This is a genomic window from Butyricicoccus sp. AF18-9LB (assembly GCF_027684505.1).
Taxonomy (GTDB): domain Bacteria; phylum Bacillota; class Clostridia; order Oscillospirales; family Butyricicoccaceae; genus Agathobaculum; species Agathobaculum butyriciproducens.
Genome location: NZ_JAQCWA010000001.1, coordinates 278,102 through 302,117, shown reverse-complemented (window position 1 = coordinate 302,117; position 24,016 = coordinate 278,102). Strand labels below are relative to the sequence as shown.

19 protein-coding genes are annotated in these 24,016 nt (G+C 54.1%); 15 read left to right on the top strand and 4 right to left on the bottom strand.

All coding sequences use genetic code 11. From position 1 onward, the window contains the following. Positions 1 to 46 precede the first annotated feature (46 nt). Positions 47 to 3,184, top strand: coding sequence for an S-layer homology domain-containing protein (locus PGY33_RS01285; RefSeq protein ID WP_118479040.1), 3,138 nt, complete (start codon positions 47 to 49; stop codon positions 3,182 to 3,184). A gap of 501 nt (positions 3,185 to 3,685) precedes the next feature. On the opposite strand, the gene PGY33_RS01280 is transcribed toward PGY33_RS01285, so the two are convergent. From PGY33_RS01280 to PGY33_RS01270, 3 genes are all read right to left on the bottom strand, one after another. After that, the gene (locus PGY33_RS01280; protein ID WP_117751218.1) at positions 3,686 to 4,372 is read right to left on the bottom strand and encodes a PHP domain-containing protein; all 687 of its coding nucleotides are present in this window, start codon (positions 4,370 to 4,372) and stop codon (positions 3,686 to 3,688) included. 140 nt (positions 4,373 to 4,512) lie between these two features. After that, positions 4,513 to 5,535, bottom strand: coding sequence for a LacI family DNA-binding transcriptional regulator (locus PGY33_RS01275; protein WP_270476992.1), 1,023 nt, complete (start codon positions 5,533 to 5,535; stop codon positions 4,513 to 4,515). Positions 5,536 to 5,668: 133 nt separating this feature from the next. Then, positions 5,669 to 6,547, bottom strand: a complete 879-nt coding sequence (locus PGY33_RS01270) for a PfkB family carbohydrate kinase (protein WP_192924436.1) — start codon at positions 6,545 to 6,547, stop codon at positions 5,669 to 5,671. A 268-nt stretch (positions 6,548 to 6,815) separates the two neighbouring features. Here PGY33_RS01270 and PGY33_RS01265 point away from each other — a divergent pair, with 268 nt between their 5' ends. From PGY33_RS01265 to PGY33_RS01215, 11 genes are all read left to right on the top strand, one after another. After that, positions 6,816 to 7,589: an HAD family hydrolase gene (locus tag PGY33_RS01265; protein WP_118668062.1), complete on the top strand. Its 774-nt coding sequence runs from the start codon at positions 6,816 to 6,818 to the stop codon at positions 7,587 to 7,589. A 1-nt stretch (position 7,590) separates the two neighbouring features. Continuing rightward, positions 7,591 to 9,423, top strand: a complete 1,833-nt coding sequence (locus tag PGY33_RS01260; protein WP_118668063.1) for an ABC transporter permease — start codon at positions 7,591 to 7,593, stop codon at positions 9,421 to 9,423. A gap of 36 nt (positions 9,424 to 9,459) precedes the next feature. Further along, a complete protein-coding gene (locus PGY33_RS01255; protein ID WP_117751212.1) occupies positions 9,460 to 10,587 on the top strand; it encodes an ABC transporter ATP-binding protein in 1,128 nt (375 codons plus the stop codon). A 65-nt stretch (positions 10,588 to 10,652) separates the two neighbouring features. Then, complete coding sequence (locus PGY33_RS01250; protein WP_270476989.1) at positions 10,653 to 11,888, top strand: ABC transporter substrate-binding protein; 1,236 nt, start codon at positions 10,653 to 10,655, stop codon at positions 11,886 to 11,888. Positions 11,889 to 11,971: 83 nt separating this feature from the next. Beyond that, positions 11,972 to 12,409, top strand: coding sequence for a hypothetical protein (locus PGY33_RS01245; protein WP_118360253.1), 438 nt, complete (start codon positions 11,972 to 11,974; stop codon positions 12,407 to 12,409). Between the two features lie 11 nt (positions 12,410 to 12,420). Then, positions 12,421 to 13,467, top strand: a complete 1,047-nt coding sequence (locus PGY33_RS01240) for an endonuclease/exonuclease/phosphatase family protein (protein ID WP_270476986.1) — start codon at positions 12,421 to 12,423, stop codon at positions 13,465 to 13,467. Between the two features lie 2 nt (positions 13,468 to 13,469). Continuing rightward, positions 13,470 to 14,240 carry an HAD family hydrolase gene (locus tag PGY33_RS01235; protein WP_158574634.1) on the top strand — a complete coding sequence of 257 codons (771 nt, stop codon included), beginning with the start codon at positions 13,470 to 13,472 and terminating at the stop codon, positions 14,238 to 14,240. Positions 14,241 to 14,338: 98 nt separating this feature from the next. Next, positions 14,339 to 15,040 carry an MgtC/SapB family protein gene (locus PGY33_RS01230; RefSeq protein ID WP_118479050.1) on the top strand — a complete coding sequence of 234 codons (702 nt, stop codon included), beginning with the start codon at positions 14,339 to 14,341 and terminating at the stop codon, positions 15,038 to 15,040. A 390-nt stretch (positions 15,041 to 15,430) separates the two neighbouring features. Beyond that, positions 15,431 to 17,080, top strand: coding sequence for a putative manganese-dependent inorganic diphosphatase (locus PGY33_RS01225; RefSeq protein ID WP_118479052.1), 1,650 nt, complete (start codon positions 15,431 to 15,433; stop codon positions 17,078 to 17,080). A gap of 388 nt (positions 17,081 to 17,468) precedes the next feature. Next, positions 17,469 to 18,194 (top strand): MgtC/SapB family protein, encoded by a 726-nt coding sequence (locus tag PGY33_RS01220; RefSeq protein ID WP_117554962.1) that lies wholly within the window; start codon positions 17,469 to 17,471, stop codon positions 18,192 to 18,194. Positions 18,195 to 18,209: 15 nt separating this feature from the next. Continuing rightward, a complete protein-coding gene (locus PGY33_RS01215; RefSeq protein ID WP_117489569.1) occupies positions 18,210 to 18,902 on the top strand; it encodes an MgtC/SapB family protein in 693 nt (230 codons plus the stop codon). A 351-nt stretch (positions 18,903 to 19,253) separates the two neighbouring features. On the opposite strand, the gene PGY33_RS01210 is transcribed toward PGY33_RS01215, so the two are convergent. After that, complete coding sequence (locus PGY33_RS01210; RefSeq protein WP_270476983.1) at positions 19,254 to 20,156, bottom strand: AraC family transcriptional regulator; 903 nt, start codon at positions 20,154 to 20,156, stop codon at positions 19,254 to 19,256. A gap of 293 nt (positions 20,157 to 20,449) precedes the next feature. Between PGY33_RS01210 and PGY33_RS01205 the strand changes: the two genes are divergently transcribed. From PGY33_RS01205 to PGY33_RS01195, 3 genes are all read left to right on the top strand, one after another. Further along, the gene (locus PGY33_RS01205) at positions 20,450 to 21,628 is read left to right on the top strand and encodes a Gfo/Idh/MocA family protein (protein WP_117751205.1); all 1,179 of its coding nucleotides are present in this window, start codon (positions 20,450 to 20,452) and stop codon (positions 21,626 to 21,628) included. A 199-nt stretch (positions 21,629 to 21,827) separates the two neighbouring features. After that, positions 21,828 to 22,766: a sugar phosphate isomerase/epimerase family protein gene (locus PGY33_RS01200; protein WP_118479056.1), complete on the top strand. Its 939-nt coding sequence runs from the start codon at positions 21,828 to 21,830 to the stop codon at positions 22,764 to 22,766. A gap of 185 nt (positions 22,767 to 22,951) precedes the next feature. After that, positions 22,952 to 23,941 carry a sugar ABC transporter substrate-binding protein gene (locus PGY33_RS01195; protein ID WP_270476981.1) on the top strand — a complete coding sequence of 330 codons (990 nt, stop codon included), beginning with the start codon at positions 22,952 to 22,954 and terminating at the stop codon, positions 23,939 to 23,941. Positions 23,942 to 24,016 lie beyond the last annotated feature (75 nt).

The window sequence follows — 24,016 nt, the reverse complement described above, 5'->3', positions numbered from 1 at the left end:
AGAATCGAGAAAGAAACAAAATTTTAAGAAAGAGGGTCCGAGATACATGAAAAAACGCATACTCAGTTTGGCACTGTCTGCTGCAATGGCTTTGACGATGCTCCCGACGGGAGCCTTTGCTGCCAGCGACAAGGGAAAGCCGCCGGTATATAATAAGGCAACAGGCTGCTATGAAATCTCTACCCCGGACCAGCTGCTCTATCTGTCCGGCAGCTGGAGGGACGGCGCTCCCCGCGATGGACATTATGTTTTGACTGCCGATATTGATATGACCGGCGTCAAAGGATTTAAGCCGATTGCTTCCAAAAAGGATCAGGGCTTTACCGGCACATTTGACGGTCAGTTCCATGCGATCAAGGGACTGCGCGTAGAATATGAAAAGAAATATGCCGGTCTGTTCGGCTATGTCGGCAATCAGGACGATCAGGCGTATATCAAGGATGTTGCGCTGCTCGACTGCTACGTTACCGGTCAGCAGAACGTCGGCGCGCTGGCAGGCGTCAACTACGGTACGATTACCGGCTGTGTTGTCACCGGTGAGGTTAAGTGCCTGGATCTGTCCAACTCGCACACCGCAGGCGGTATCTGCGGCAAGCTGAAGGAGGGCGAAGGCCCGATCGTCGGTCATGTTGAGGACTGCTACGTCAACGCAGACGTTTCCGCTCCGTATGATGCGGGCGGCGTTGCCGGCATTCAGGACGGCGGCGGCTATCTGGCACGCTGCTTTGCAGCTGGTACGGTCGATACCATCGCAAAGAGCGGCACGGTAGGTCATGCGGGCGGTATTGCAGGCTCGTTCAACGCCGGTGAAACGCTCAAGGACAGCGTTTCTGCACAGACCGTTATCAACGGCGTTGCGGACGTGGATAAGATCGTCGGTCAGCTCGACGACGAGGCAGCTACCAACATCACCGGCAATATTGCATGGGAGGGCACGCTGCTGTCCGGCAACGAGCCGACCGAGCAGCCGATTAAGTGGGAGGATGTTTCCGCCGCAAAAATGCAGGATAAGTCCACCTATGAAGCACTCGGCTGGGATATGAGCAAGGTTTGGGACTGGAGTGCCTCCGGCAAGCAGCCTGTTCTGCGCGGCTATGATGCCTCTATCTTCCCGGCAGTGGATTACACCGTCAGCGGCACGCGCATCATCTCCCGCGCGCTGAACACCGCACCGCATAAAGGCAAGGCCGAGGTCTCTGCCCGCATCGTCACCAGCGACAAGGTACAGAGCGCGACACTGTACTACGGCTATGATTCTTCCAAGGTCGATACCGCTGTTGCCATGAAGGAATCGAATGGCACCTACACCGCTTCTCTGCCGACTGATAAGACCGGCGATATGTTCTACTATATCGAGGTTAAGACCAACAAGGAAACCGTAACCAAGCCGTACACCAAGTCCGAGCCGATCGTGCTGAATATTGATGACGGCAAGGTAAAGGGAGAACCCGATCAGATCACCATTACACCGGATACCAAACAGGGCGGCCTGCGCTTCAGCTGGCTGACTGACCCCGCTGTCACCAAGACCGTTATCCAGTACAAGGTCAAGGGCACTTCCAAGTGGGAGAGCAAGTCCGGCACCTCTTATGTAGAATCCGTAACCGCAGGCTATAAGGAAAAAGCCGCACATCGTGTGGAAATCACCGGTCTGAAACCGTCTGCCGAGTATGTATACCGCGTAGGCGACGGCGGCAGCTTCATGAGCGAGGAAAAGTCGTTCACCGCACCGAAGTCCGCAGAGGATAAGAGCTTTAAGGTGATTTTCTACTCGGACCCGCAGTCGGAATCTGTTGAAAACTACATGAGCTTCAAGGACTCCATCGACCAGGCACTCAAGATCTGTCCGAAACCGGATCTGATGATCTCCGCAGGCGACACCACCCAGAACGGCTATAAGTCCACCGAATGGGAGGCATGCTTTGAAGTTATGGGCGATTACTATGCCAAGTATCCGACCGTTACCGTTGCAGGCAACCACGAGATGAAGGGCGACTGGAATTTCGTATCGTTCGCACAGCGCTTCAATATGTCGGGCGCAAAGACCGGCTATCCGCAGTTTGACCGCACGATGGGCTACTTCGAATATGGCGATGCTATCTTCGTTATCCTGAACGGCGAAGTCACTCCGGCGGATCAGAAGGCAGAGATCATGAAGAAAGAGCTGCAGTGGTGCAAGAGCGTGCTGGATGCTTCCGACAAGAAATGGCGCATCGTTATGACGCACGCAGGCCCGTATACCTCCAACCACGATCCGCTGGATGTACGCGACTATTACATCAACGACAGCGAGTATTCGCTCGACGCCATGGGCGTTGACCTGTTCCTCAACGGCCATGACCATATCTATATCCGTTCTACCGTGAAGAACGACATCAAAGTCAACACCGGCGACGGCACGACCTATCTGACCGGCGGCACGGTCGGCAACAAGTTCTACGAGTACATTCCGGCTCGTTCGGACTACTCCACCGACTTCTACGTCGATGAAGAGGATAAGCAGGTATTCTCTATCATCGAGTTCAGCGAGGATTCCATCAAGGGCACCGCTTACCAGAAGCAGGATGCGGACAACTGGAACAGCTTCAAGGCAGTGGACAGCTACGAGATCCGCAACACCCTGCGCGAAGGCAAATCCGTTACCGATTATACCGACGTTCCGGCGAACGCATGGTACTACAAGGCGGCGGATTACGTCACCAAGAACGGTCTGCTCTCCGGCGATAAGGCGTATACGTTCGGCGCGAGCAAGGCACTGACCCGCGCACAGGTCGCACAGGCACTGTACAATCTGGCAGGCCAGCCCAAGACCAAGCTGACTGACAGCTTCAGCGATGTTCCGGTAACGCATCAGGCTCGCACCGCGATTGCATGGGCAGAAAAGACCGGTATCATGCAGGGTGTCGGCGGCGGCAAATTCTCGCCCGACCGCAGTGTGACCCGTCAGGAGGCGGCAACGCTTCTGACCCGTCAGCGCAAGCTGAGCGGTGAGGATACCGCGGCAGACAGCAGCATCGTCAAGCAGTTTACCGACGGCAGCACGATTGCCGACTGGGCAGCAGCAGGCGTAGCCTACTGTGCAAAGACCGGTCTGGTGCAGGGCAAGCCGGGCAAGGTATTTGCGCCGAAGTCTACCATCACCCGTGCGGAGATGGCGACCATCATGCAGCGCATTGCAGCATGATCCTTTGAAAGATAAACCATAAACGGGGGCGCAGCCGGCGGCTGTCGCTGCCCGGAACAGAAAAAACTCCGCAAGCGTTTTCGCTTGCGGAGTTTGTGTTTTCTGAGGAGCAGCTTACTTGCGGCTGGTGCGGTGTGCAGTGAACAGCTTAGTGGTGCCGGGATCGCAGGACAACTCAAACATAGCGGTGTTCATCAGAAACTTGGAAAAATTCTTACGCATTACAATTACCTCAATTCAGTCTTGTTTTTTTTACTGATGATATTCTACCAGATTACTTTGTGCAAAACAAGCGCAAACGTATACGGAATATACAATGAAATAAAAATACTTTTATGCAGAATGAACAATAGAAAAGGCAAACTGCATGAAACAAGAAGAATAAAAGGTGAAATACAAACGGAAAACGTTTGCGGTGCACCGGGGATAAAGCGTGATGTACGACAAAAAAGCTGCTGTTGCGTTGGGGCAACAGCAGCTTTTACATGGTATCGTTTTGTCTCAATCCTCGGTGCATTCGGGACGGATGATGGTATAGTTGCCCGAACGCAGCAGGTCTGCAAGACCGAAGCTGTCTTCGGGGAGGGTGTCGGACAGAATACCGGTCGTACCCTGATCGCCGGGACGGTGGCAGTCCGAGCCGGCCGTCATGATGAGATGATGCTCCTTGGCATAGGCCAGCGCAAGATCGTTATGGCTGTCATGGCGGGGGTTGAGGTTGAGCACCTCGACGCCGTCCAGATATTCCGCCGGAGCGGGGGTGCATTTTTTGCGGAACGGGTGTGCCTGCACGAGCAGTGCGCCGTCTGCGCGGTATTGCGGGGCAAAGGCCGCCAGACCCTCGCGCATGACGCGATCCGGATCTGCCAACAGGGCATCGTGAAAGCCGTACAGCAGGTAATCGTTGTCCGATTCGTCAAAACGCAGTTCAGCACCCGCATACACGCGGATATTGTATTTTTCGGACACTTTTTTCAGCCGGTGATAGCCCTGCAGGAAGGCCTGCGTTTTACTGCCGGGGGTGGTCAGATCAATTTCGGCATAGTCGAAGCATTCGCGGTTGTAGTGGTCGGTGACGCAGATCGCGTCATAGCCGCAAGCGGTATAATACTTCATAATGGCCTCTGCGCCAAGCCAGCCGCAGCGGGAGATGTAGGTGGTATGCAGATGGGTTTCAATGCGGTACATGAGATCCTCCTTTTGGTGTATGAGAATGCCGCAGAATCCTGCGGCATTCTCAATCAGCAGCGCTGCGGTTGACCTGTTGGTGTATTGTGTGTGATAAAAGGGTTAAGAGAGAAAAGCGGTCGGTGCGCAGTGCTGTGGATTTATTTTTTTGATGCGCGGCATGAGCTGCGCGAAACCAGTGTCGGACGGATCATGCGGTGCGTGAACTCGTCCTGCTCATCCGAATCAATGATGCGCGTGAGCAGATCAACGGTGGCTTCTGCAAGAAGCTGCTTGCGCTGATCGACGGTGGAAAGCTCGATCTTTGGCAGTGCGGAATAAATGATGTTGTCAAAGCCGAGCAGGGAAATATCATCGGGGACAGAGATGCCGTATTCGTCTGCTGCCTGCAATACGCCGAGCGCCATGGAATCGGTCGAGGCGAAGATCGCAGTGGCGGAACAGCCGTTTGCGAACAGCTCCCGGCTGAGTGCACAGCCGATGTCGATCGAGGAGCAACCATGCGGATTGTCGATGACCTGCGGGGTGATACTTGCTTTTTCCAGTGTTTCGGTAAAGCCGCGCAGACGAAGCTGGTGCGTCAGGCTGTTGGGGCGGTTGCCCAGATAGACAATGTCACGGTGGCCGAGTTCCAGCAGATGCTCTGCTGCCAGACGGCCGCCTGCCAGATTATCAATGCAGACCGAGTTGACCTCATCGCCGCTGACGAGTGCCGGCGTTCCGAGCAGAACGGTAGGCAGTCGTGGAGCGAAATTCTGGATCATGGTTCCTGCATCCTGCTGTGAGCTGGCAAGGATGATGCCGTCAACCTGATGACTGATCAGGAAACCGAACAGCTCTTCGGTCACTTTGGGATCATTCTGCCCATTGCACAGGATCATGTTGTAGCCGAGGCTGCGTGCGTGCGTTTCGATGCCGAGAGAGAGTTCGGCATAGAACGGATTGGTCACCTCGGGAACGATCAGGCCGATGACGTTGGTTTTGTTGCAGATCAGACTGCGTGCGAGTGCATTGACACGGTAGCCCTCCTGTCGGCAGATTTCCAGGATCCGCTGGCGGGTTTGCTCGCTCAGTTCAGGCGAATTGCTGAGTGCGCGGGAGACGGTAGAAGTCGAAACACCGGCAATGCGGGCGATATCTTTGATGGTAATGTGCTGTCGCATAGATGCCGCTTCCTTCCCATAGTAGTTTTAATAAGAATATAATACCGTATTTGCCGGGGAAAGACAAGGATAACGGCAGAAGGCGGGAAAAATATCAGATATGTTCCGGGTGCCGAAGCGGTTCCGGATGGACTCAGGCGTAAAATTCCTTGATATAGTCGAGGACAGCCTGTTCGGGACCCTGCAGCGGACCGGGGGTTTCCATTTTGAGCGAAACGGCTGCGGTAGCGAACAGCAGCGCATCCGGGATGGAAACGCCCATCATGCGCTTGGCAAGATAAGCACCGAAGGTGGTATCACCGCGTCCGGTACGGCCGGACAGATTGCGTGCCTTGACCGGGCAGGTATAATAGTCCTTGCCGTCATAGACCAGCATTTCGCTGTTGTGCGAGATCAGGATCTCCTTTGCGCCCCATTCATAAAGCTGCTTGGCAGCAGCGCGGCGGTCGGTCAGACCGGTGAGGATCTCGGCTTCTGCCGCATCGGTTTTGAGAAAGTCAAAATAGGGGAGATAGGTCAGCTTGTCTTTCCAGTCGTGGAAGTTCATCAGGCCGTTTTCGTTGTGCCGGAGAAATCCCTGAATATCTGCGGATACCTTGCCTTTTTTGGAAAGCGCGGGGATCAGCTCGTTGGGGAAATCGCCGTACAGCAGACCGGCCAGATGATACAGGCCGCAGTCCACATCGGGGATCTGATCGGGAGTGATGGCATCCGACTGTGCCAGGCATTCGGCCTTGCGGCGTTCACGGTCGGCGGTGAAGTAGGTGTTCTGCATCAGGGTGGTGCATTGGGCGGGCAGCACGGCGATATGGTCGCTGTCCAGATGAAATGCATCCAGTACATCGGTATCGTCCGGATGGATCTTGACTGAAGCGAAAAGGTTTGCGGAAGCGGCTGCGGCAGCGTATGCACAGAAGAATACAGCGCCGCCGATTTCGCGGACTTCCTGACCGGTATAGTCGATATTGATGTCCCGCGTGGCGGGTCCGATCAGCATAAGATCATATTTCATACGAATCCTTCTTTCTCATTTCTACGGAAACGTTTGCGTTGATTACAGTATACGGGAATGTGGAGAGAAAAGCAACTGTGCATAATTAACGAAAACACCTGGATGTAAATTGTGAATATCATAAAACTTTGATAGGAGAATGTGATTTTTTATTGACATAGCCGGGAGATAGTGGTACGGTTGAATCAGGAAATGAAAACGTTTGCGTAAAACGTGATGCAAATGAAAATGCAGGAGTAAAGAAAAAAGGGAAGAGAGAGGAGTTGTTATGATACAAGCTGTTTTCTTCGATATTGGAGGAACCGTACATACACAGGACGCTACCCCGGAGAGTGACCGCGATTATATCCGCCGACTGTGGTGCTTCCTTCATATGAATCATATTTACACCGCAGAAACGCCGGAGCAGCTTCTGGAGCACATCAATGCAGGCGCCAAAGCATACAAGTCCTATACCGAACAGGAACTGATCGAGCTGCCGCCGGATGTGATCTGGCAGAAGTTCTTCCTGAAGGACTTTGACATTCCGACAGAAAAGCTTGCGGGACTGGGCGAGGAGCTCTGCTACATGTTCGACCGATACCGTAAGCACATCGTCAAACGCGAGGGGCTGAAGGAAACGCTGGAGGCTCTCAGGCAGCGCGGGTATCGGCTGGGTGTAATCTCCAACATTATGAGCACGACCTTCGTACCGCGCATTCTGGAGGAACACGGCATAGCGCAGTATTTTGAAACGATTACGATGAGCAGCGTCTGCGGTATCCGCAAGCCGCGGCCGGAGATTTTCGAGATCGCGCTGAACGAAATGAGAATCGGGAAAGAACAGGCGGCCTACGTCGGAGATACCATCTCCCGCGATGTGCGCGGTGTGCGAAACGCCGGATGGCCGCTGATGATTCAGATCGATAACCCTCGCATTTATCACAAAGACGAAAAGTACCGCGGCATGGGGTATGAGCCGGATGTCAAGATCGGCTCGCTGCCTGAAGTGGTAACCGCGGTGGAACAATACAATCGGAATTTGAAGGAGGGGCAAAACTGAAATGAAACCAAAAGATCAGAACTACTCCAAATCCAGAAGGTTAAAGAACCAGATCAAGGCGGTTGTCACCAACCCATATAACCTGATCGTGCTGATCGCGATCGTGCTGCTGACCTACTTGATCGTTTTTCCTCTGCTGGATATGATTTCGACCTCGTTTACGCTGGCACAGAAGGATGCACGACTGGCGGGCGGCACAGCGGGATCGTTCACACTGTATTACTGGCAGCGCCTGCTCGGCAGCGCACTGACCAAGCAGATGCTGCTCCAGCCGCTGCTCAATTCGCTGCTAATCGGTGTTTGCGTATCGTTCTTCGCCATCCTGATCGGATCGGTTCTTGCATGGCTGATGGTCCGCACGGATCTTCCCTTCAAGCCGTTCTTCTCGCTGGCGGTTATCATTCCTTATATGATCCCGAGCTGGTGTAAATCGCAGGCATGGCTGACCATGTTCAAGACCGAACGCATCGGCGGTTCGCCAGGCTTCCTGATGAGTCTCGGCATCAATGTTCCCGACTGGCTGGCATACGGCCCGGTCGCGATCATCACCGTGCTTTCGCTTCATTATTACGCATATGCGTATCTGCTGGTTTCCGCAGCACTGAACTCCATCAACTCCGAGCTGGAGGAGATGGGCGAGATCCAGGGTGCCGGCAAGGCGACCATTCTCCGCAAGATCACCTTCCCGCTGGTACTGCCGGCTATGCTTTCCGCCGTTATCCTGACCTTCTCCAAGGCGATCGGCACCTTCGGCGTTATCAACTACTTGGGCTCTAAGGTCAATTTCGTGACCCTGTCCAGCCAGCTGTACATGAACAGCAAGTCCCAGAATACCCAGACCGCGTTTGCCATGGCACTCATCATGATCTGCATCGCTTCGATCTCGGTATTCGTCAACCAGAAGCTGATCGGCTCGCGCAAGTCCTACGCCACCATCGGCGGCAAGGGCGGCCGTTCCACCCCGATCCGTCTGGGCAAGCATAAGCTGCTGATCACGGCCGTGCTGTTCCTGTTCTTTGTTTTCGGCATCATTATGCCGATCGCACTGCTGATCCTCGAGTCCTTTATGCTCCGGCAGGGCGACTACTCGCTGTCCAACCTGACGCTGCACTACTGGATCGGCGATCCGATCGCAACGGTAATGGAAGGCCAGCCGGGTATCTTCAAGAATGCTAACTTTATCAATTCGCTGATCAATTCCCTCAAGCTGACGTTTGTAAACGGTGTATTCGGCACCATCTTCGGTCAGATCATCGGTTATATCTGCGCCAAGGGCCGCGGCAAGCTGCACGGCAAGGTCGTAGAGCAGTTGGTATTCATTCCGTATCTGATCCCGTCCATCGCATTCGGCGGTATCTTCCTGTCGATGTTCTCCACTCCGCAGCAGCTGTTCGGCGTAACACTGGTTCCGTCCCTGTACGGCACGTTCGCCCTGCTGACCATCACCTCTGTTGTAAAGCATCTGCCGTTCGCTTCCCGCGCCGGCACCTCCAATATGCTGCAGATCGGCGGCGAGCTGGAGGAAGCAGCCGAGATTGCAGGCGCAGGCTTCTTCAAGCGCTTTATTCGTATTGTATTCCCGCTTTCCAAGGGCGGCTTCATTTCGGGCTTCATGCTGATCTTCGTTTCCATTATGAAGGAACTCGATCTGATCATCCTGCTGATGACCCCGAAAACCTCCACGCTGCCGTATTTGGCATTCCAGTATCAGAACAGTAACTCTCCGCAGGCTTCTGACTGCGTGGCAATCGTCATGTTCTCCATCGTATTCCTGGTATACGCACTGGCGAATATCTTTGGCGACGCAGATCTGGCGAAGAGCATGGGCGGTTGATCCGCATGGTATAACCGGAAAAAAGGAGTTTGGAAAATGAGCAAAATTGAACTGAAGCATATTGATAAATTCTACGGTAAGAACCACATTCTGAAGGATGTAAACCTCACGATTGAAGACGGTGACTTTATGACGCTGCTCGGCCCGTCCGGCTGCGGCAAAACCACCACGCTGCGTGTAGTATCCGGCTTGGAGAAGCCGCAGAACGGCACCATTCACATGGACGGCAAGGAAATCGTCAACGCTGCGGAGGCTCATTTCGCGCCTCCGAGCGAACGTGACCTCAACCTGGTATTCCAGTCCTACGCATTGTGGCCGCATATGACGGTGCGCGAGAACATCGCGTTCGGTCTGAATATCCAGAAGCTGCCCAAGGATGAGGTAGATCGCCGCATCAAGGATGCCCTTGGACGAATGCAGATCGGCCAGTATGTAGACCGTTACCCGTCCGAGCTGTCCGGCGGCCAGCAGCAGCGTGTTGCAATCGCCCGCGCTATCGCTTCCGAGCCGCATCTGCTGCTGATGGATGAGCCGCTGTCCAACCTGGATGCAAAGCTCCGCGTGGATATGCGCAGCGAGCTTAAGCGTCTGCACACCGAAACCGGCACGACGATGATCTACGTTACCCACGATCAGGTCGAGGCGCTGACCATGTCCACCAAGATCGCGATTTTCCGCGAAGGCATCATCATTCAGGTGGCACCTCCGCTGGAGCTGTACAACAACCCCGCAAACCTGTACGTTGCGGACTTCATCGGCAACCCGCGCATCAACTTTGTTGACGGCAAGGCAGAGGTTTCCGCTTCCGGTCTGACAGTAAACAGCGTGCTGGGCCGGATGACATTCCCGACCGATCATCTCAAGGACGAGAATATGCCGCGGGAAGCATCGTTCGATGCAGTGCTCGGCATTCGTCCGGAGCAGGTTACCATCAACACCTCGCGTCAGTCCCCGTCCGACATCGAAGCGCATATCTACACCTCGATGCCTGCTGGCTCCGAGACTCTGGTCACCGTCAAGGTCGGCGGCGTGAGCATGGTCATCAAGGCACTCGGCATTACGCATTACAGCCCGGATCAGGTGGTTTATCTGTCGATCGACACCACCAAGATCAACGTATTTGATAAGAAAACCGAAAACCTCATCAAGTATTCGGTTGAATAAGCACCATACCAGCAATGCACACTTTCACAAGAAACGAAGAGAGGAAACTGAAGGAGGAAAAACAAATGTTACAGCACAAGCGCACTTTAGCAGGTATTCTGGCAGCAACGATGATGTTCTCGCTGACCGCGTGCGGCGGAGGCGGAGCGACGACGGATCCGGACAGCGATGCTGCACAGGATCCGAATGAGGCAGCGGCAGCGGGCACGCTCCAGCTGAGCGAGTGGGAAGAGTCCTCCGGTATCTTCAACACGGATGAGACCGATGAGGAACTGTACGAGAAGGCGAAGGAAGAGGGCAAGGTAACCATCTATTCGATTTCCTCCCGTATCACCAAGGTCGCCAATGCCTTTATGGAGAAGTATCCCGGCGTTGAAGTAGAGCCGTTCGATATTTCCACCAACGAGCTGCTGGAAAAGGTCACCCGTGAGTATGATGCCGGTCAGCACGTTGCCGATGTGGTGCATATCAAGGATCAGGACGGTACGCTGTACAACGAGTATATTCTGCCGCGCAAGTTCTATAACTACAAGCCGGCAGATATCCTGTCGCACATTGATGAAAAGTACACCAAGACGCAGACCCCGATGTATGTCGAGCTGACGCAGCTGTTCTACAACAGTGAAGCTTATCCGGACGGTTCTCCGGTGACGAATATCTGGCAGCTGACCGAGCCGGACTGGAAGGGCCGTGTCATGATGCAGAACCCGCTGGATAATCTGGCATGGGGCTCCTGGATCACCGGTTTCTGCGTAGGCGATGTTCCGGATGAGCTGGCTGCTTCCTACAAGGAGCTGTACGGTAAAGAGCTGACGCTGTCCGACGGCTGCGAGAACGCAGGCTATGAGTTCCTCAAGCGTCTGCATGACAACGAACCCATCTTCACCTCTTCTTCTGACGAGATCGCGGAAGCTGTAGGTACCAAGGGTCAGACCAATCCGCCGATTGGCTTCTGCGCTTCCTCTAAGCTGCGTAAGAACGAGGATAACAACTGGTGCCTCGCTCCGGTAAACCTCGAGCCGACCACTGGTATCCCGCAGATCAACACCCTGTATGTTGTCGGCGAGTGCGAGCATCCGAATGCTGCCAAGCTGCTGGTCCGCTTCATGATGGGCGGCGCAGACGGCGATGTATCCGGCTACAAGTACTTCAATACGCTGGGCGGCTGGCCGGTACGCGATGATATCGAACCGGCTGAGGGTTCCACCCCGTACAGCGATCTGCACGTTTCTGATTTCAACGTTACCGATATCTATGAGAACATCAACCCGGTTCGTGATTTCTGGACGCTGCTTGGCTAAGACGTAATCAAAAGAGAAAACGATACGGACGCGGCAGGCTGAAAAGCCTGCCGCGGATAGTAAAAGCGGAAGGAGCATACAGAATGGCTTTATTCGTAACCAAGGAAGGCAAGCGCAAGAGTCCGATGGCAGTTACCTGCTTTTTCGTGGATCTGCTGTTCTGTCTGGTATTCGGCGGTATGTATGCACTGCTGACCGGCGTACTGCATGACAATCTGCCTCTCGGCGGAGGCATGGCAGAGAACTGGATCCACTGCGGTCTGATCTCTGTGGTGGGTACTGCGGTCTGCTGCATCCTGTTTCTGCTGCCGGATAAGCGGATCGTGCCTTACAGCTTTGCGAGCCTGCCGGTTATCACGATCATGTGCGTGGTCGCAGCGTTCCAGCTGGAGCCTGCTGCCCGGAATATGATGCTGTATGTGACCTTCCTGTATACCTTGATGCCGATCCTTGTCGGCAACGCGGTATCGTGGACGCTATATTTCAAGCTGTACAAAAAACCGATGCCGCGCCGCCTGTAAAGGGGAGCAGTATGGAAAAACTGACAAAAGAGTGCGTGCTGCAATCTGCGGCACGGTTGGAGCAGGAATCGCAGGATGCGGTGATGCAGGATATCCCTCAGTTTTTTGAGGCGGAGATCGTGACCCGGTTTGCGGGTGCGGTGCCGCAGAAGAAAGAACTGAATCCGCTGGTGTTCAACATGGAGCGGGGCATATGTCTTGCCGAAACAGTAGATTTTCTCCGGGAATGCCCGGCGCTGCGGCCGTATGACCTGATCCTGGCCAATGAGCTGGATAGCGGCTGTGCCCGGTCGGGCGAGCGGGATACTGCCGCAGAGATCGCCCGTGCGTTGGGAATGCAGTATGTGTTCGGGCTGGAGTTTGTCGAGCTGAAGGACGCTGCACACGGGTTTCACGGCAATGCAATCTTTTCGCGCTGGCCGATCCTGTGGGCAGAGGTGCTCCGTCTGCCGGAGCAGTATAACTGGTATTATGACCGACAGAAGCGCATCGGCGGCCGCAATGCGGTTTTTGCAAAGCTTGATGTGCAGGGACAGGAGGTCGGCGCGGTATCCATTCATCTGGAAAACCGGACGAGCGGCGCGGGACGCCTGCAGCAGATGAAAGCTGTACTGCAGGAGGTTGAGCGTGTATTTCCGGGGATTCCCGTTGTGCTGGGCGGCGATCTCAATACCAATACCTTTGACGGACGCGATAAGGCGGTGATTCGTCATCTGTGTGACGAGCCGGAGGAATTGGCTGCGGCGATCGAAATGATCGACCTGTATGAACCGCTTCTGCAGGACTGCACCGCAGCAGGCTATGCATGGCGGGCGGCTTCGGGCGGTGCGGACTGCACACGGCGCAAACCGCTGCCGGAGGGCGGCTGCCTGCATATGAAGCTGGATTGGTTGCTGCCGCGCGGCTTTACCGTGCACTGCAGCAGTGTGATTTCTACACTGACGGCAGACTGCGGCTTTGCTGCGCAGGACAGTGCGCTGGCCCGGTATACACAGCCGGAGCTGAGCGATCACAATGTGGTTCGTGCCTCCCTTGCACTGCCGCAGAAGGAGGAGTAAACGTGATTAACACTATATTATTTGATATGGGAGGAACGCTCGAGGATATCTGGTATAATGATCAGACGATTCACTCGGTTACCGGAGAGTTGCGGACGTTCCTCAATGAACATGATCTGGGTACAGGCTGCAATGACATTACCTTCTGGAACAAGTTGAACAGCGGTATCCGTAACTACAAACAATGGAGCGAATCCAACGAACTGGAGAAAAAACCGGAGGAAATCTGGCCGGAGTATTATATGGCGGACTTCAATCTGGACCGTGAAAAACTGCAGGAGGTAGCGGAACGGCTGGCCGGCATGTGGGAAGTGACCTATTATCACCGCGAGCTTCGTCCGAAGGTCAAGGAGACTCTGGAGGAACTGAAAAAACGCGGGTATCATCTGGGCGTCATCTCCAACACGGCATCGCTTTATTCGGTGTTCGATGTGCTGGAGCAGTACGGAATCCGCGATTATTTTGAAGATGTTACCCTGTCCAGCGTGACCGGATACCGGAAACCGCATCCGTCTATTTTCCAGATCTCGCTGCGCCAGATGCAGGCGAAGCCGGAGGAATGTGCCTATGTGGGCGATACGATCTCGCGTGATATCATCGGTGCAAAGCGAATGCATTTTGGTGCCGCGATCCAGATCCAGTCGTTCCTGTCGGCGCAGAAGGATGCCGGTGTAGATGCTGCTTACCAGCCGGATCATATCATTCGGGAATTGCCGGAGCTGGTGGATTATCTGGAGGAGCGAAATCGAGCAGAGCGCTTGACGATGCAATAAGAAAAAGAACGTAACCGTAACAATCTCTCTCTCTTTTTCTGACCGTACCCTGCCATTGCAGGGTGCGGTCAAATATTTTAGACAGGAGGGAAACGAAAATGGGGAAAATTACAGTGGTGGATATCGTGCTGCGTCTGCTGGGTGCAGTGATCGTCGGGTTTGCCGTCGGCGCGCAGCGCGCACGGACCTCGCATCCGGCGGGAATCCGTACACATATTCTGGTAGCACTCGGCTCGTGTGTGGTCATGGTGACAAGCTGCATCCTGTATGAGCAGACGATCGCAGTATTTGGGACAACGCCCTCTGACCCGGCGCGACTGGGTGCACAGGTCATCAACGGCATCGGTTTTCTGGGTGCTGGTGCGATCCTGCGTGAGGGATTTACCGTTCGCGGACTGACAACGGCGGCCAGTGTCTGGGTCGTTGCCTGTCTCGGTCTATCGGTCGGCATGGGATACTATGTACTCACGGCGGTCGGTACGGTGATTGCCTTTGTAACACTGGTGGCGTTTGACGGGATTCAGGAAAAAATCCGCGCCAGAAGCCGCTCGGAACTGGATCTGCAGATCGAATGTGACCATATGGGCGACATCATGGTGGAACTGTCGCATCTGGCAGAACGGCATTTCGCGAAGCTGCTTGATCTGTCCTTCAGCAGAACTCCGCATAACACCTATATCATCAGCTTCCGTGCAAGCTTTCCACCGAACGGATATGAGTCCGCGCAGAATGCATTCCGTCAGGAGCTGGCAGGTGTTTCCGGCATGATCCGCATGGAAAATCATAATGACCATATCTAAGGCAACACCGCATAATTAAAGCAGCGGCTTCTTGTGCAGGCTCCGGTCGCGCTGCCGCGGCTTCTTGCGCAGGCTCCGGTCGCGCTGCCGCGGTTTCTTGCGCAGGCTCCGGTCGCGCTGCCGCGGCGCTTGGCGGAAATTTTATGCCCTGACCTTGCTGTGCTTTTATGTTAATACATCAGGTATTGTTGTAAGATCACGCCTCGTCCGTGCAGAAAAATTTGCTTGCAGTATTATGCGGTATTGTCCTATTTCTTCCCGAGGGGAACAGCAGCACCCGAATCAGTGGCATGGTCGGTGCTGCTGTTTCCTTTTACCCGCAATCATACACCGTTGGGAAAACCACAGCAGTTCCCGCGGTCATTTCTCAGACAAAGGAGTCGGTACAGTATGAACCCGGTTTTTGTTATCGGACATCGTAATCCGGATACAGATTCGATCTGCTCTGCGATCTGTTATGCAGAGCTTAAGCACAGGCTGACCGGAGAATCATATATCCCCTGCCGGGCAGGCCATGTCAATACAGAGACCAAATTTGTCCTTGAGCGCTTCGGCGTAAAAGCGCCGCGTTATATCAAGTCGTTTGAGCCGTGTCTGAGCGATGTGCAGTATCGCAGGATTCCCGGTATTGATGAGGAGATGTCGCTGCACCGCGCATGGAATTACATGAACGAAAATGATATTCAGACGCTGGCCGTTGTCGATGAGGATCGTCATCTTAAAGGACTGCTGACGCTGAGTGATATCGCGCGCTTCTATATGGAGGATAAGGACGCGAACGCACTGGCGGAGGCCGGCACAAGCTATCGCAATCTGGTGGATGTACTGGATGGTACGCTGATTGTCGGTGATAGCGAAAAGCGGTTCGAGCAGGGCAGCGTGGTGGTTGCGGCAGCCAATCCGGATGTTCTGGAGGATTATATCGGGCCGCGTGACATGGTCATTCTCGGCAATCGCTATGAGAGTCAGCTCTGCGCCATTGAGATGAATGCGGGCTGCATTATTATTGGGCTCGGCGCGAAAGTCTCGCGTACCATCCGCAAGCTGGCAAGTGAAAATCAGGTATCCATCATCGCAACGCCGCTGACGACATACAGCTGCGCCAAGGTGGTCAGCCAGGCTGTGCCGGTGCGCCATGTCATGCGCCGCAGGGGACTGATCACCTTTGAACCCGATGACGTGGTAGAGGATGTAAAGCGCGCAGTATCCAAAAAGCGTATGCGCTACTATCCGCTGCTGGATGAGCAGGGACGGTATATCGGAATGTTTTCTCAGCGCAATCTGCTGGATCTGGAGCGTCCGTCGGTCATTTTGGTCGATCACAACGAGCGGGATCAGGCGGCAGATGGTATTCGTTCGACCAATATCATTGAGATCATCGATCATCACCGCATTGATTCGGTTGAAACGAGCGGGCCGATCTATTTCCGCAATCAGCCGCTTGGTTGTACCGCGACCATTATCACAGGAATGTATCATGAGCATAATGTGCCGATCGAGCCGAAAATCGCGGGTCTGCTGTGCTCTGCGATTCTGTCGGATACACTGATGTTCCGTTCTCCGACCTGTACACCGCTCGACCGCGCCGCTGCAGAGGAGCTGGCGCAGATCGCAGGTCTGGACATCAAAGAGTACGCAACGGAGATGTTTCGCTCCAGCTCGCGCCTGCGCGACCGTTCAATGGATGAACTGTTCCACATGGATTTCAAGTACTTTCAGGTACAGAATAAAAAAATCGCCATTTCGCAGATCACGAGTGTCAGCGAGAATGAGCTGAACGGCATCCGGGATAAAATGCTGGGCTATATGGAGGACTATCTCAAGACGAGCGGACTGTCCATGCAGTTTGTCATGCTGACCAATATCATCGAGGAAAAGACCGAACTGCTTTATGTCGGCCGGGGTGCAAAGAATCTGGTGCATGCCGCGTTCCGCAAGGAATGTGGGGAGCATTCGGTCGTGCTGCCGGGTGTAGTCAGCCGCAAAAAGCAGATGGTAACGCCGCTGCTCAGTGCAATGGAGGAGGAAGGGACCATGTAAGGCGGAAGTGCCTTGTGCTGCGTGCAGGCGCAGTTCGTGCGATACGGAACGAATACCCCCGTTCTGCACAATCTGTGCAGAATGGGGGTATTTACGCTCTGCGGAAGGGAAAAAACAGTTCGGAGAGGGTGCATCGAAATAAAAATTTTCACAAATGCGGATATTTAGAACTTAATATATAATAATATTGTGATAATTAAATACACAAACGTTTGCGAATGTACAAATTACACAAAAATAAACAAAATACTTCTTACAATGTGAGGGATGAAACTTTGCCTGATTCAGTGTTATACTGTATATATACCAAGGAGCGCAGGGTGTAAAACGACCATCAGCGCAAACGTGTGCGTAAACGGTTTCCGCAGGAAATGAGGAGGAGCAGAACATGACAGAAACGATTGCATATCTTCGCGAATTTCACTTTGCATCGGTCGTGCTGCGGCTCGCTCTGGCTATGCTGCTCGGCGGCTGCATCGGTCTGGAGCGGGAACGAAAACGCCGTCCGGCGGGCTTCCGTACATATATGCTGGTGTGTCTGGGTGCAACGCTGACCGTGCTGCTCAGCCTGTACGAATTTACCATGGTGACAGGGCCGTGGTCGGATATTTGCGCAGAGATCGGCATAAAAACCGACGTTTCCCGTTTCGGCGCACAGGTCATCAACGGCATCGGCTTTCTCGGCGCAGGCACGATTCTGGTCACCGGCCGTCAGCAGGTCAAGGGACTGACTACCGCCGCCGGCTTGTGGGCTTCGGCGTGTACCGGCCTTGCGGTCGGCGCGGGATTTTACGAATGCGTACTGATCGCGTTTGCTATGATCTTTCTGAGCATCCGCCTGTTCCCGATCGTGGATGCATACATTCAGGAAAACGCACGCGATATCAATCTGTATCTGGAGTTTAACTCAATGGACGATGTCAGCACGATCATCAATCAGCTGAAGGCACAGAATGTGCAGATCTACGACATTGACATCGAGCGCAACCGGAGCGGTGAGCAGCTGCATCCAAGCTCGATCTTTTCGATTCGTCTGAATGAAAAAATACCGCATACGCAGCTGCTGTCCGAACTGGCCGGTCTGGATTGTCTGTGTGTGATCGAAGAACTGTAACAGGAGGGAAGCAATATGTTATCTGTTTTTGACGGTCTGCGCAGCGTTACCACGCTCTCCGTATTTGTGCGTCTCGCCTGTGCATTTATCTGCGGCGGCATCATCGGCATCGAGCGCTCGTACAAGCGTCGTCCGGCAGGCTTCCGCACCCATATCCTCATCTGCATCGGTGCAGCGATCACCACGCTGACCAGTCAGTATCTGTATCTGAATATGCATTATTTCACTGATATGGCGCGTCTGGGCGCGCAGGTTGTTGCCGGAATCGGCTTCATCGGTGCCGGTACGATCATCGTCACCAAGCGGCAGAATGTGAAGGGATTGACAACGGCGGCCGGACTGTGGACCTCGGCCATCATCGGTCTGGCGTTCGGCGGCGGCTTTTATGAGGGCGGCATTCTGGCCACCGGCTTTATCATGCTGGCAGAGCAGGTGTTCTCGCGGCTGGAGTACCGTGTGCTGGAGCACGTTCCCGAGATCAATGTGTATATGGAATACGAGGATAAAACGTGTCTGGACGATGTGCTGCAGCTGTACCGCAGATGTGATGTCAAGGTGCTGAATATCCAGATCACCCGTGCGGCGGAAAACGGTGAGCACAATGCCTGTGCCATCTTCACGCTGCGCCTGCCGCGCAGCTGCACGGTAAACCGTCTGATGACACTGGTCGGCGAGCGTAAAGGCATCGTGTCGGTCGAGGAACTGTAAAACAGAACAAATCTATTGCATTTCATCCTTTCAGGCAACACCGCATAATGAGACAAAAGGCGACTTGCGAGCAGGTTTTGCGTGCTGACGAGGCTTGGTTCTGTGGTAATACTTGAGGTATTACCATGAAAGCGCAGCAAAGTCAGGGTGCAGAATTTCAGCAAAGCGTCGCAGCAGCGCGACCGGAGTCTGCGCAAGAAGCTGTGGTTCTCATTATGCGGTGTTGTCTTAACAGACCGTAAACCTTTTAACGCGCACTGGCGCGCGAATTGTATAAATTGCAGGAATATGACATTTTGACAGACTGAGACGCACATCTTGCGATGTGCGTCTTTTTGCATATTTGCACGGTTACAGCTCCGGTACATCTGTATCTATGAACGGCACATCGGTTTTGCATACCGCATCAATCGCTTTGGACATATGCCGGATACGGTACTGCCGCGGTGACGTACCGACCTTCTTAACAAACAGGTTGATCAGGCTGCCGCTGGTCGAGTAGCCAACCTCCTCGGCGATTTCCGCAATCGGCTTCTGCGTGCGCACAAGCAGGACTTTTGCACGCTCAATACGCGAGTTGATTACATAATCGGCAGGGGAGAAGCCGGTGCGGCGCTTGAACATATGCGCGAAATAGGACGCGCTCAGGCACACGGTAGACGCTAGCTCCTCCACGGAAATCGGCTGACCGATATGCGAGCGAATGTACTGGATGGCCTGCTCGACCGGCGTATCCGCTGACTGCTCGGCAGCACTCGGCGAGAGCAGCAGGTCAAACATGCGGTAGATGCGTGCCGAGCGCTGCATGTCGGTTTCTACACCGTTTTCATCGTAAAAGCGCACCATGTCGTACAGCAGATTGCCGATCAGCGTGTTGTTATCGCGGCGGATGAGCCAGCCGTGCCGGTCGGTGATGCGGCGGCACAGCTCACGCGCGTTCGAGCCTTCAAAGTGCATGTACACGAACTCCAGTCCGTCCTCGGCGTGGTAGTAGTGCGGCTCGATGCAGTCGAGCAGCAGCACGTCACCGGCTTCGGCGACATGGAATTCACCGCGGTACTCCACGCGGAAGCGTCCCTTGCGGATGTAGGCGATGAGCAGCGGCGGATAACTGTCGCGCTTCATAAAATAGTTGGCGGTGCAGTAGTAGTGACCGCACCATGTCGGGTAAAACAGCAGCTCTCTCGCGGTCTGCGACGGCGTAAACGGAAAACAAACCGACTCACTTTGGATGCCGGGATCAACACTTTGCATATACTCTTCTCCTTCCTTATTTTGCCCTCATAGAATCTGTGAACGAAATAGCAGGATTGATGAATTGGTTTTCTGTGTTTTCTCACAGAAAGCAGGATCGATGAACTTTACGGCAGAAACGCTTATTGAATATATCCATAAAACATTTTATACTTAGGTCAGAAGTTAGGAAATGGATACAATAAACAAAGATAAGTCGAATTTGTTGTATGCATTTCACAAAACATCAAAATTAGCAGTACAAAAACAGAATCAAACACTTTTCTGCAAATCAAAGAAAGAAGGAAAACATTATGTTTATCGGTGAAAAGAAAATTGCTCGTCCGTTCCGTTGGGGTATCGTAGGCGGCGGCCGCACTTCCGGCGTTGGCTACAAGCATCGTCTGGGTGCTATGCGAGACAACACCTCGTTCGTACTCAAGGCTGCAGCGTTCGACCTGGACTTCGCCCGCTGCGTAGACTTCGGCAAGAACCTGAACATGGATGAGGAACGCCTCTATCCGGATTACAAGACCATGTTCGCTGAGGAAGCAAAGCGCGAGGACGGCATCGAGGCTGTTGACATCGCAACCCCGAACTTCCAGCACTTTGAGGTCTGCAAGGCAGCTCTGGAAGCCGGCCTGCATGTAATCTGTGAGAAGCCGCTGTTCTTCAAGGTTGAGGAAGGCGAGGAGATCAAGAAGCTGGCTGAGGAAAAGGGCAAGATCGTTTGCGTAACCTACGGCTTCTCCGGTTTCGACCTGCTGAGCCAGATGCGCTCCATGGTCCTGAACGGTGACATCGGTGAGGTTACTATGGTAGATCTCCGCTACGCACACGGCTTCGCTTGCGACCCGACCGGCGATAAGCAGGCTGAGGGTCAGAAGTGGCGTGTTGATCCGGCAAAGTCCGGCCCGTCTTTCGTACTTGGCGACCTGTCCACCCACACCTTCTACATGTCCGAGCTGATCTGCCCGCAGCTGAAGCTGAAGCAGCTGCTGTGCGACCGCCAGAGCTTCATCAAGTCCCGCGCACCGCTGGAGGACAATGCTTACGTCCTGATGCGTTACGAGAACGGCGCAGTTGGCCGTATGTGGGCATCTGCAGTTAACGCAGGTGACATGAGCAGCCAGCACATCCGCATTGTTGGCACCAAGGCTTCCCTCGAGTGGAACGATATGCATCCGGATGAGCTGTACTACGAAGTACAGGGTCAGCCGCGTCAGACTCTGGTTCGTGCAATGGATTACCTGAATCCGGAAGCTCTCGAGTACGAGCGCCTGGGTGCTCTGCACTACACCGGCCTGATCGAGTCCTGGAGCAACCTGTATACCCGTTTCGCTATCGCAATGGATGCAAAGAACCGCGGCGACGAGGAGACCCTCAAGAATCTGGTTTACCCGGATCTGGAGCACGGCATCGACGGCATCCGCTGGGTAACCAAGTGCGTAGAGTCCGCTGACAAGGGCGGCGTATGGGTAGATTTCAAGTAATTCTCCCGATTTCCATCTAAACTAAGACACTCTCTCATTTCTTTTCTCTGTACCGCTGCCTTCCGTAAGGCGGGCAGCGGCAACCTTTTAAGGTGCTTAAAAATTCCCTCCTATATAACATACTCTTGAAATTCTCTCTCTAAAAATCGCTCCAACGATTTCTACTACAACAAAAAAGAAGAAAAGTGAGGTTTTTTATATGAAACTCGCAATTTGCACTGACGTATTCGCTGATCTGTCCTACACGGACATGCTTGACAAGGTAAAGTCCCTCGGTATCGACGCGGTCGAGATGACCGCAGGCGGCTGGGGTGCCCGCAAGCACTGCAACACCGCGGAGCTGCTCGCGGACGAAGGCAAGCGCAAGGAATTCATGGGCGAACTTGAGAAGCGCGGCATGCGCATCTCCGCTTTGAACACGTCCTGCAACCCGCTTTGGCCGAGCAAGACCGGCGAGGAATACAAGAAGTCCATGTACGACTGCGCTACTCTGGCAGGTCTGCTGGGCGTTAAGAAGATCGTTGCGATGGCTGGCCTGCCGGCAGGCAGCGAAACCGACACCACCCCGAACTGGATCACCTCTACCGTTTCGTGGCCGGATTTCATGGCTCCGGCGTATGAGTACCAGTGGAAGGTAACGATCGAGTTCTGGAACGAATTCATCGCACACTGCAAGAAGTGCGGCATTGAGCACATCGCTATCGAGGAATTCCCGGGCACCATGGTTTGGTCTGCTTCGACTCTGCTCAAGCTGCGTGAGGCTACCGACCCGATGCTCGGCATCAACCTCGATCCGTCCCACATGATGGTTCTCGGCGCTGATCCGATTGCGGCTGCTCGTGCTCTCAAGGGCTGCATTTTCCACGTTCACGGCAAGGATGCCCGCATCGAGCGCGGTCTGGCAGACACCGACGGTCTGCTCGAGCCTCGCCCAGTTACCGAGTCCGCTGACCGTGTATGGAACTACGTTGCAGTCGGCTGCGGCAAGGACCTCCAGTGGTGGAAGGAATTCTTCTCCGTTTGCCACATGATGGGCTACGACGGAGACGTTTCCCTCGAGATGGAGGACCTCACCATGACGGTTGACGCAGGTGTTCATACCTCGATTGACGCACTGCGCCAGACCATCAGCCAGTAATTGGTGCGGCATCACCGAACAATTGCTCTTGCCGAATTGTCCGGTGATACCGTAAAAGAAAAAGATTTTTCATTAAGTCCACAGCATTTTCGCAATTCCAGCACCACCCCATAGAGAAGAAAGAAAATCAATATGAGAAGAAGAGAAAGGGCAGTGTTTGAACCATGAAAAAGAAGCTTTTAGCAATGACGTTAGTGAGTGCTCTGTGTGCCGGCATGCTGGCAGGCTGCGGTTCGTCCGCATCGACTGGCAGCACGGGTGACAGCGGCTCCACCGCTTCCGGTGATGCCTACAACGTAACCGTTATCGTAAAGCATACGGACGGTCACTTTAACAAGGTTATTGCCGGTGCGCGCGCTTACGGCAGCGAGCACGACAATGTAAACGTCGAAATCCAGTCTCCGACCTCGGCTACCTCGTATGATGAGCAGGTCAACATGATCGAGACCGCACTCGGCAACCCGGGCATCGATGCCGTTGTTATCGCTCCGCAGCAGTCTACTTCTACCGCAACGCTGGTAGATACCGCGACCAAGCCGGTCGTAGCACTCGATACCGACTTTACCTCGGACAAGAAGGCTTGCTTCGTTGGCACCGGCAACGAGGACGCAGCGCTGAACGGCGGCAAGGCGGTTGCTGAGGCCTGCAAGGCACTCGGCAAGGACAAGCCGACGGCGGTTATCATTGCAGGCGTACAGGGCGACGAGACCCATGAAGCACGTCTGCGCGGCTACCGCGATGCGATCGAAGCCGCAGGCGGTCAGGTGCTCGAAGTGCAGTACACCGATACCATGCCGGACAAGGCAGCAGCCGCTATGGAGGCGGTTATCCAGAAGTATCCGGACGGCGTAGACGCAGTTCTGTCCATCGCGGATGACATGGCGCTTGCAGCTGCAAAGGTTATCAAGGATTCCGGCAACACCAATTACGCAGATACCGTTCTGTGCGGTTTTGACGGCAACCAGTCTGCCATCGAGGCTGTTATGGACGGCTCTCTGACCATCGACATCGCTCAGATGGGCTACGACATGGGTTACAAGGCTGTTGAAGCAGCAGTTACCGTACTTGAGGGCGGCTCGGTTGAATCCTTCATCGACTCCGGCTCCAAGGTTATCGACTCCTCCAATATCGACGAGTACGTCTCCGACATGAAGTCCAAGGGCCTGTGGGAGTAATTCAAACACACATTTGACAGCATAAACAGTTTATAGACAGGGCGGACGCAGAGTTCGACACATGCGTCCGCCCTA

Bases quoted from the DNA above. Each gene is read 5' to 3' on its own strand.
- PGY33_RS01285 (WP_118479040.1), top strand. From the start codon at position 47: ATGAAAAAACGCATACTCAGTTTGGCACTGTCTGCTGCAATGGCTTTG.
- PGY33_RS01280 (WP_117751218.1), bottom strand. From the start codon at position 4,372: ATGTACCGCATTGAAACCCATCTGCATACCACCTACATCTCCCGCTGC.
- PGY33_RS01275 (WP_270476992.1), bottom strand. From the start codon at position 5,535: ATGCGACAGCACATTACCATCAAAGATATCGCCCGCATTGCCGGTGTT.
- PGY33_RS01270 (WP_192924436.1), bottom strand. From the start codon at position 6,547: ATGAAATATGATCTTATGCTGATCGGACCCGCCACGCGGGACATCAAT.
- PGY33_RS01265 (WP_118668062.1), top strand. From the start codon at position 6,816: ATGATACAAGCTGTTTTCTTCGATATTGGAGGAACCGTACATACACAG.
- PGY33_RS01260 (WP_118668063.1), top strand. From the start codon at position 7,591: ATGAAACCAAAAGATCAGAACTACTCCAAATCCAGAAGGTTAAAGAAC.
- PGY33_RS01255 (WP_117751212.1), top strand. From the start codon at position 9,460: ATGAGCAAAATTGAACTGAAGCATATTGATAAATTCTACGGTAAGAAC.
- PGY33_RS01250 (WP_270476989.1), top strand. From the start codon at position 10,653: ATGTTACAGCACAAGCGCACTTTAGCAGGTATTCTGGCAGCAACGATG.
- PGY33_RS01245 (WP_118360253.1), top strand. From the start codon at position 11,972: ATGGCTTTATTCGTAACCAAGGAAGGCAAGCGCAAGAGTCCGATGGCA.
- PGY33_RS01240 (WP_270476986.1), top strand. From the start codon at position 12,421: ATGGAAAAACTGACAAAAGAGTGCGTGCTGCAATCTGCGGCACGGTTG.
- PGY33_RS01230 (WP_118479050.1), top strand. From the start codon at position 14,339: ATGGGGAAAATTACAGTGGTGGATATCGTGCTGCGTCTGCTGGGTGCA.
- PGY33_RS01225 (WP_118479052.1), top strand. From the start codon at position 15,431: ATGAACCCGGTTTTTGTTATCGGACATCGTAATCCGGATACAGATTCG.
- PGY33_RS01220 (WP_117554962.1), top strand. From the start codon at position 17,469: ATGACAGAAACGATTGCATATCTTCGCGAATTTCACTTTGCATCGGTC.
- PGY33_RS01215 (WP_117489569.1), top strand. From the start codon at position 18,210: ATGTTATCTGTTTTTGACGGTCTGCGCAGCGTTACCACGCTCTCCGTA.
- PGY33_RS01210 (WP_270476983.1), bottom strand. From the start codon at position 20,156: ATGCAAAGTGTTGATCCCGGCATCCAAAGTGAGTCGGTTTGTTTTCCG.
- PGY33_RS01205 (WP_117751205.1), top strand. From the start codon at position 20,450: ATGTTTATCGGTGAAAAGAAAATTGCTCGTCCGTTCCGTTGGGGTATC.
- PGY33_RS01200 (WP_118479056.1), top strand. From the start codon at position 21,828: ATGAAACTCGCAATTTGCACTGACGTATTCGCTGATCTGTCCTACACG.
- PGY33_RS01195 (WP_270476981.1), top strand. From the start codon at position 22,952: ATGACGTTAGTGAGTGCTCTGTGTGCCGGCATGCTGGCAGGCTGCGGT.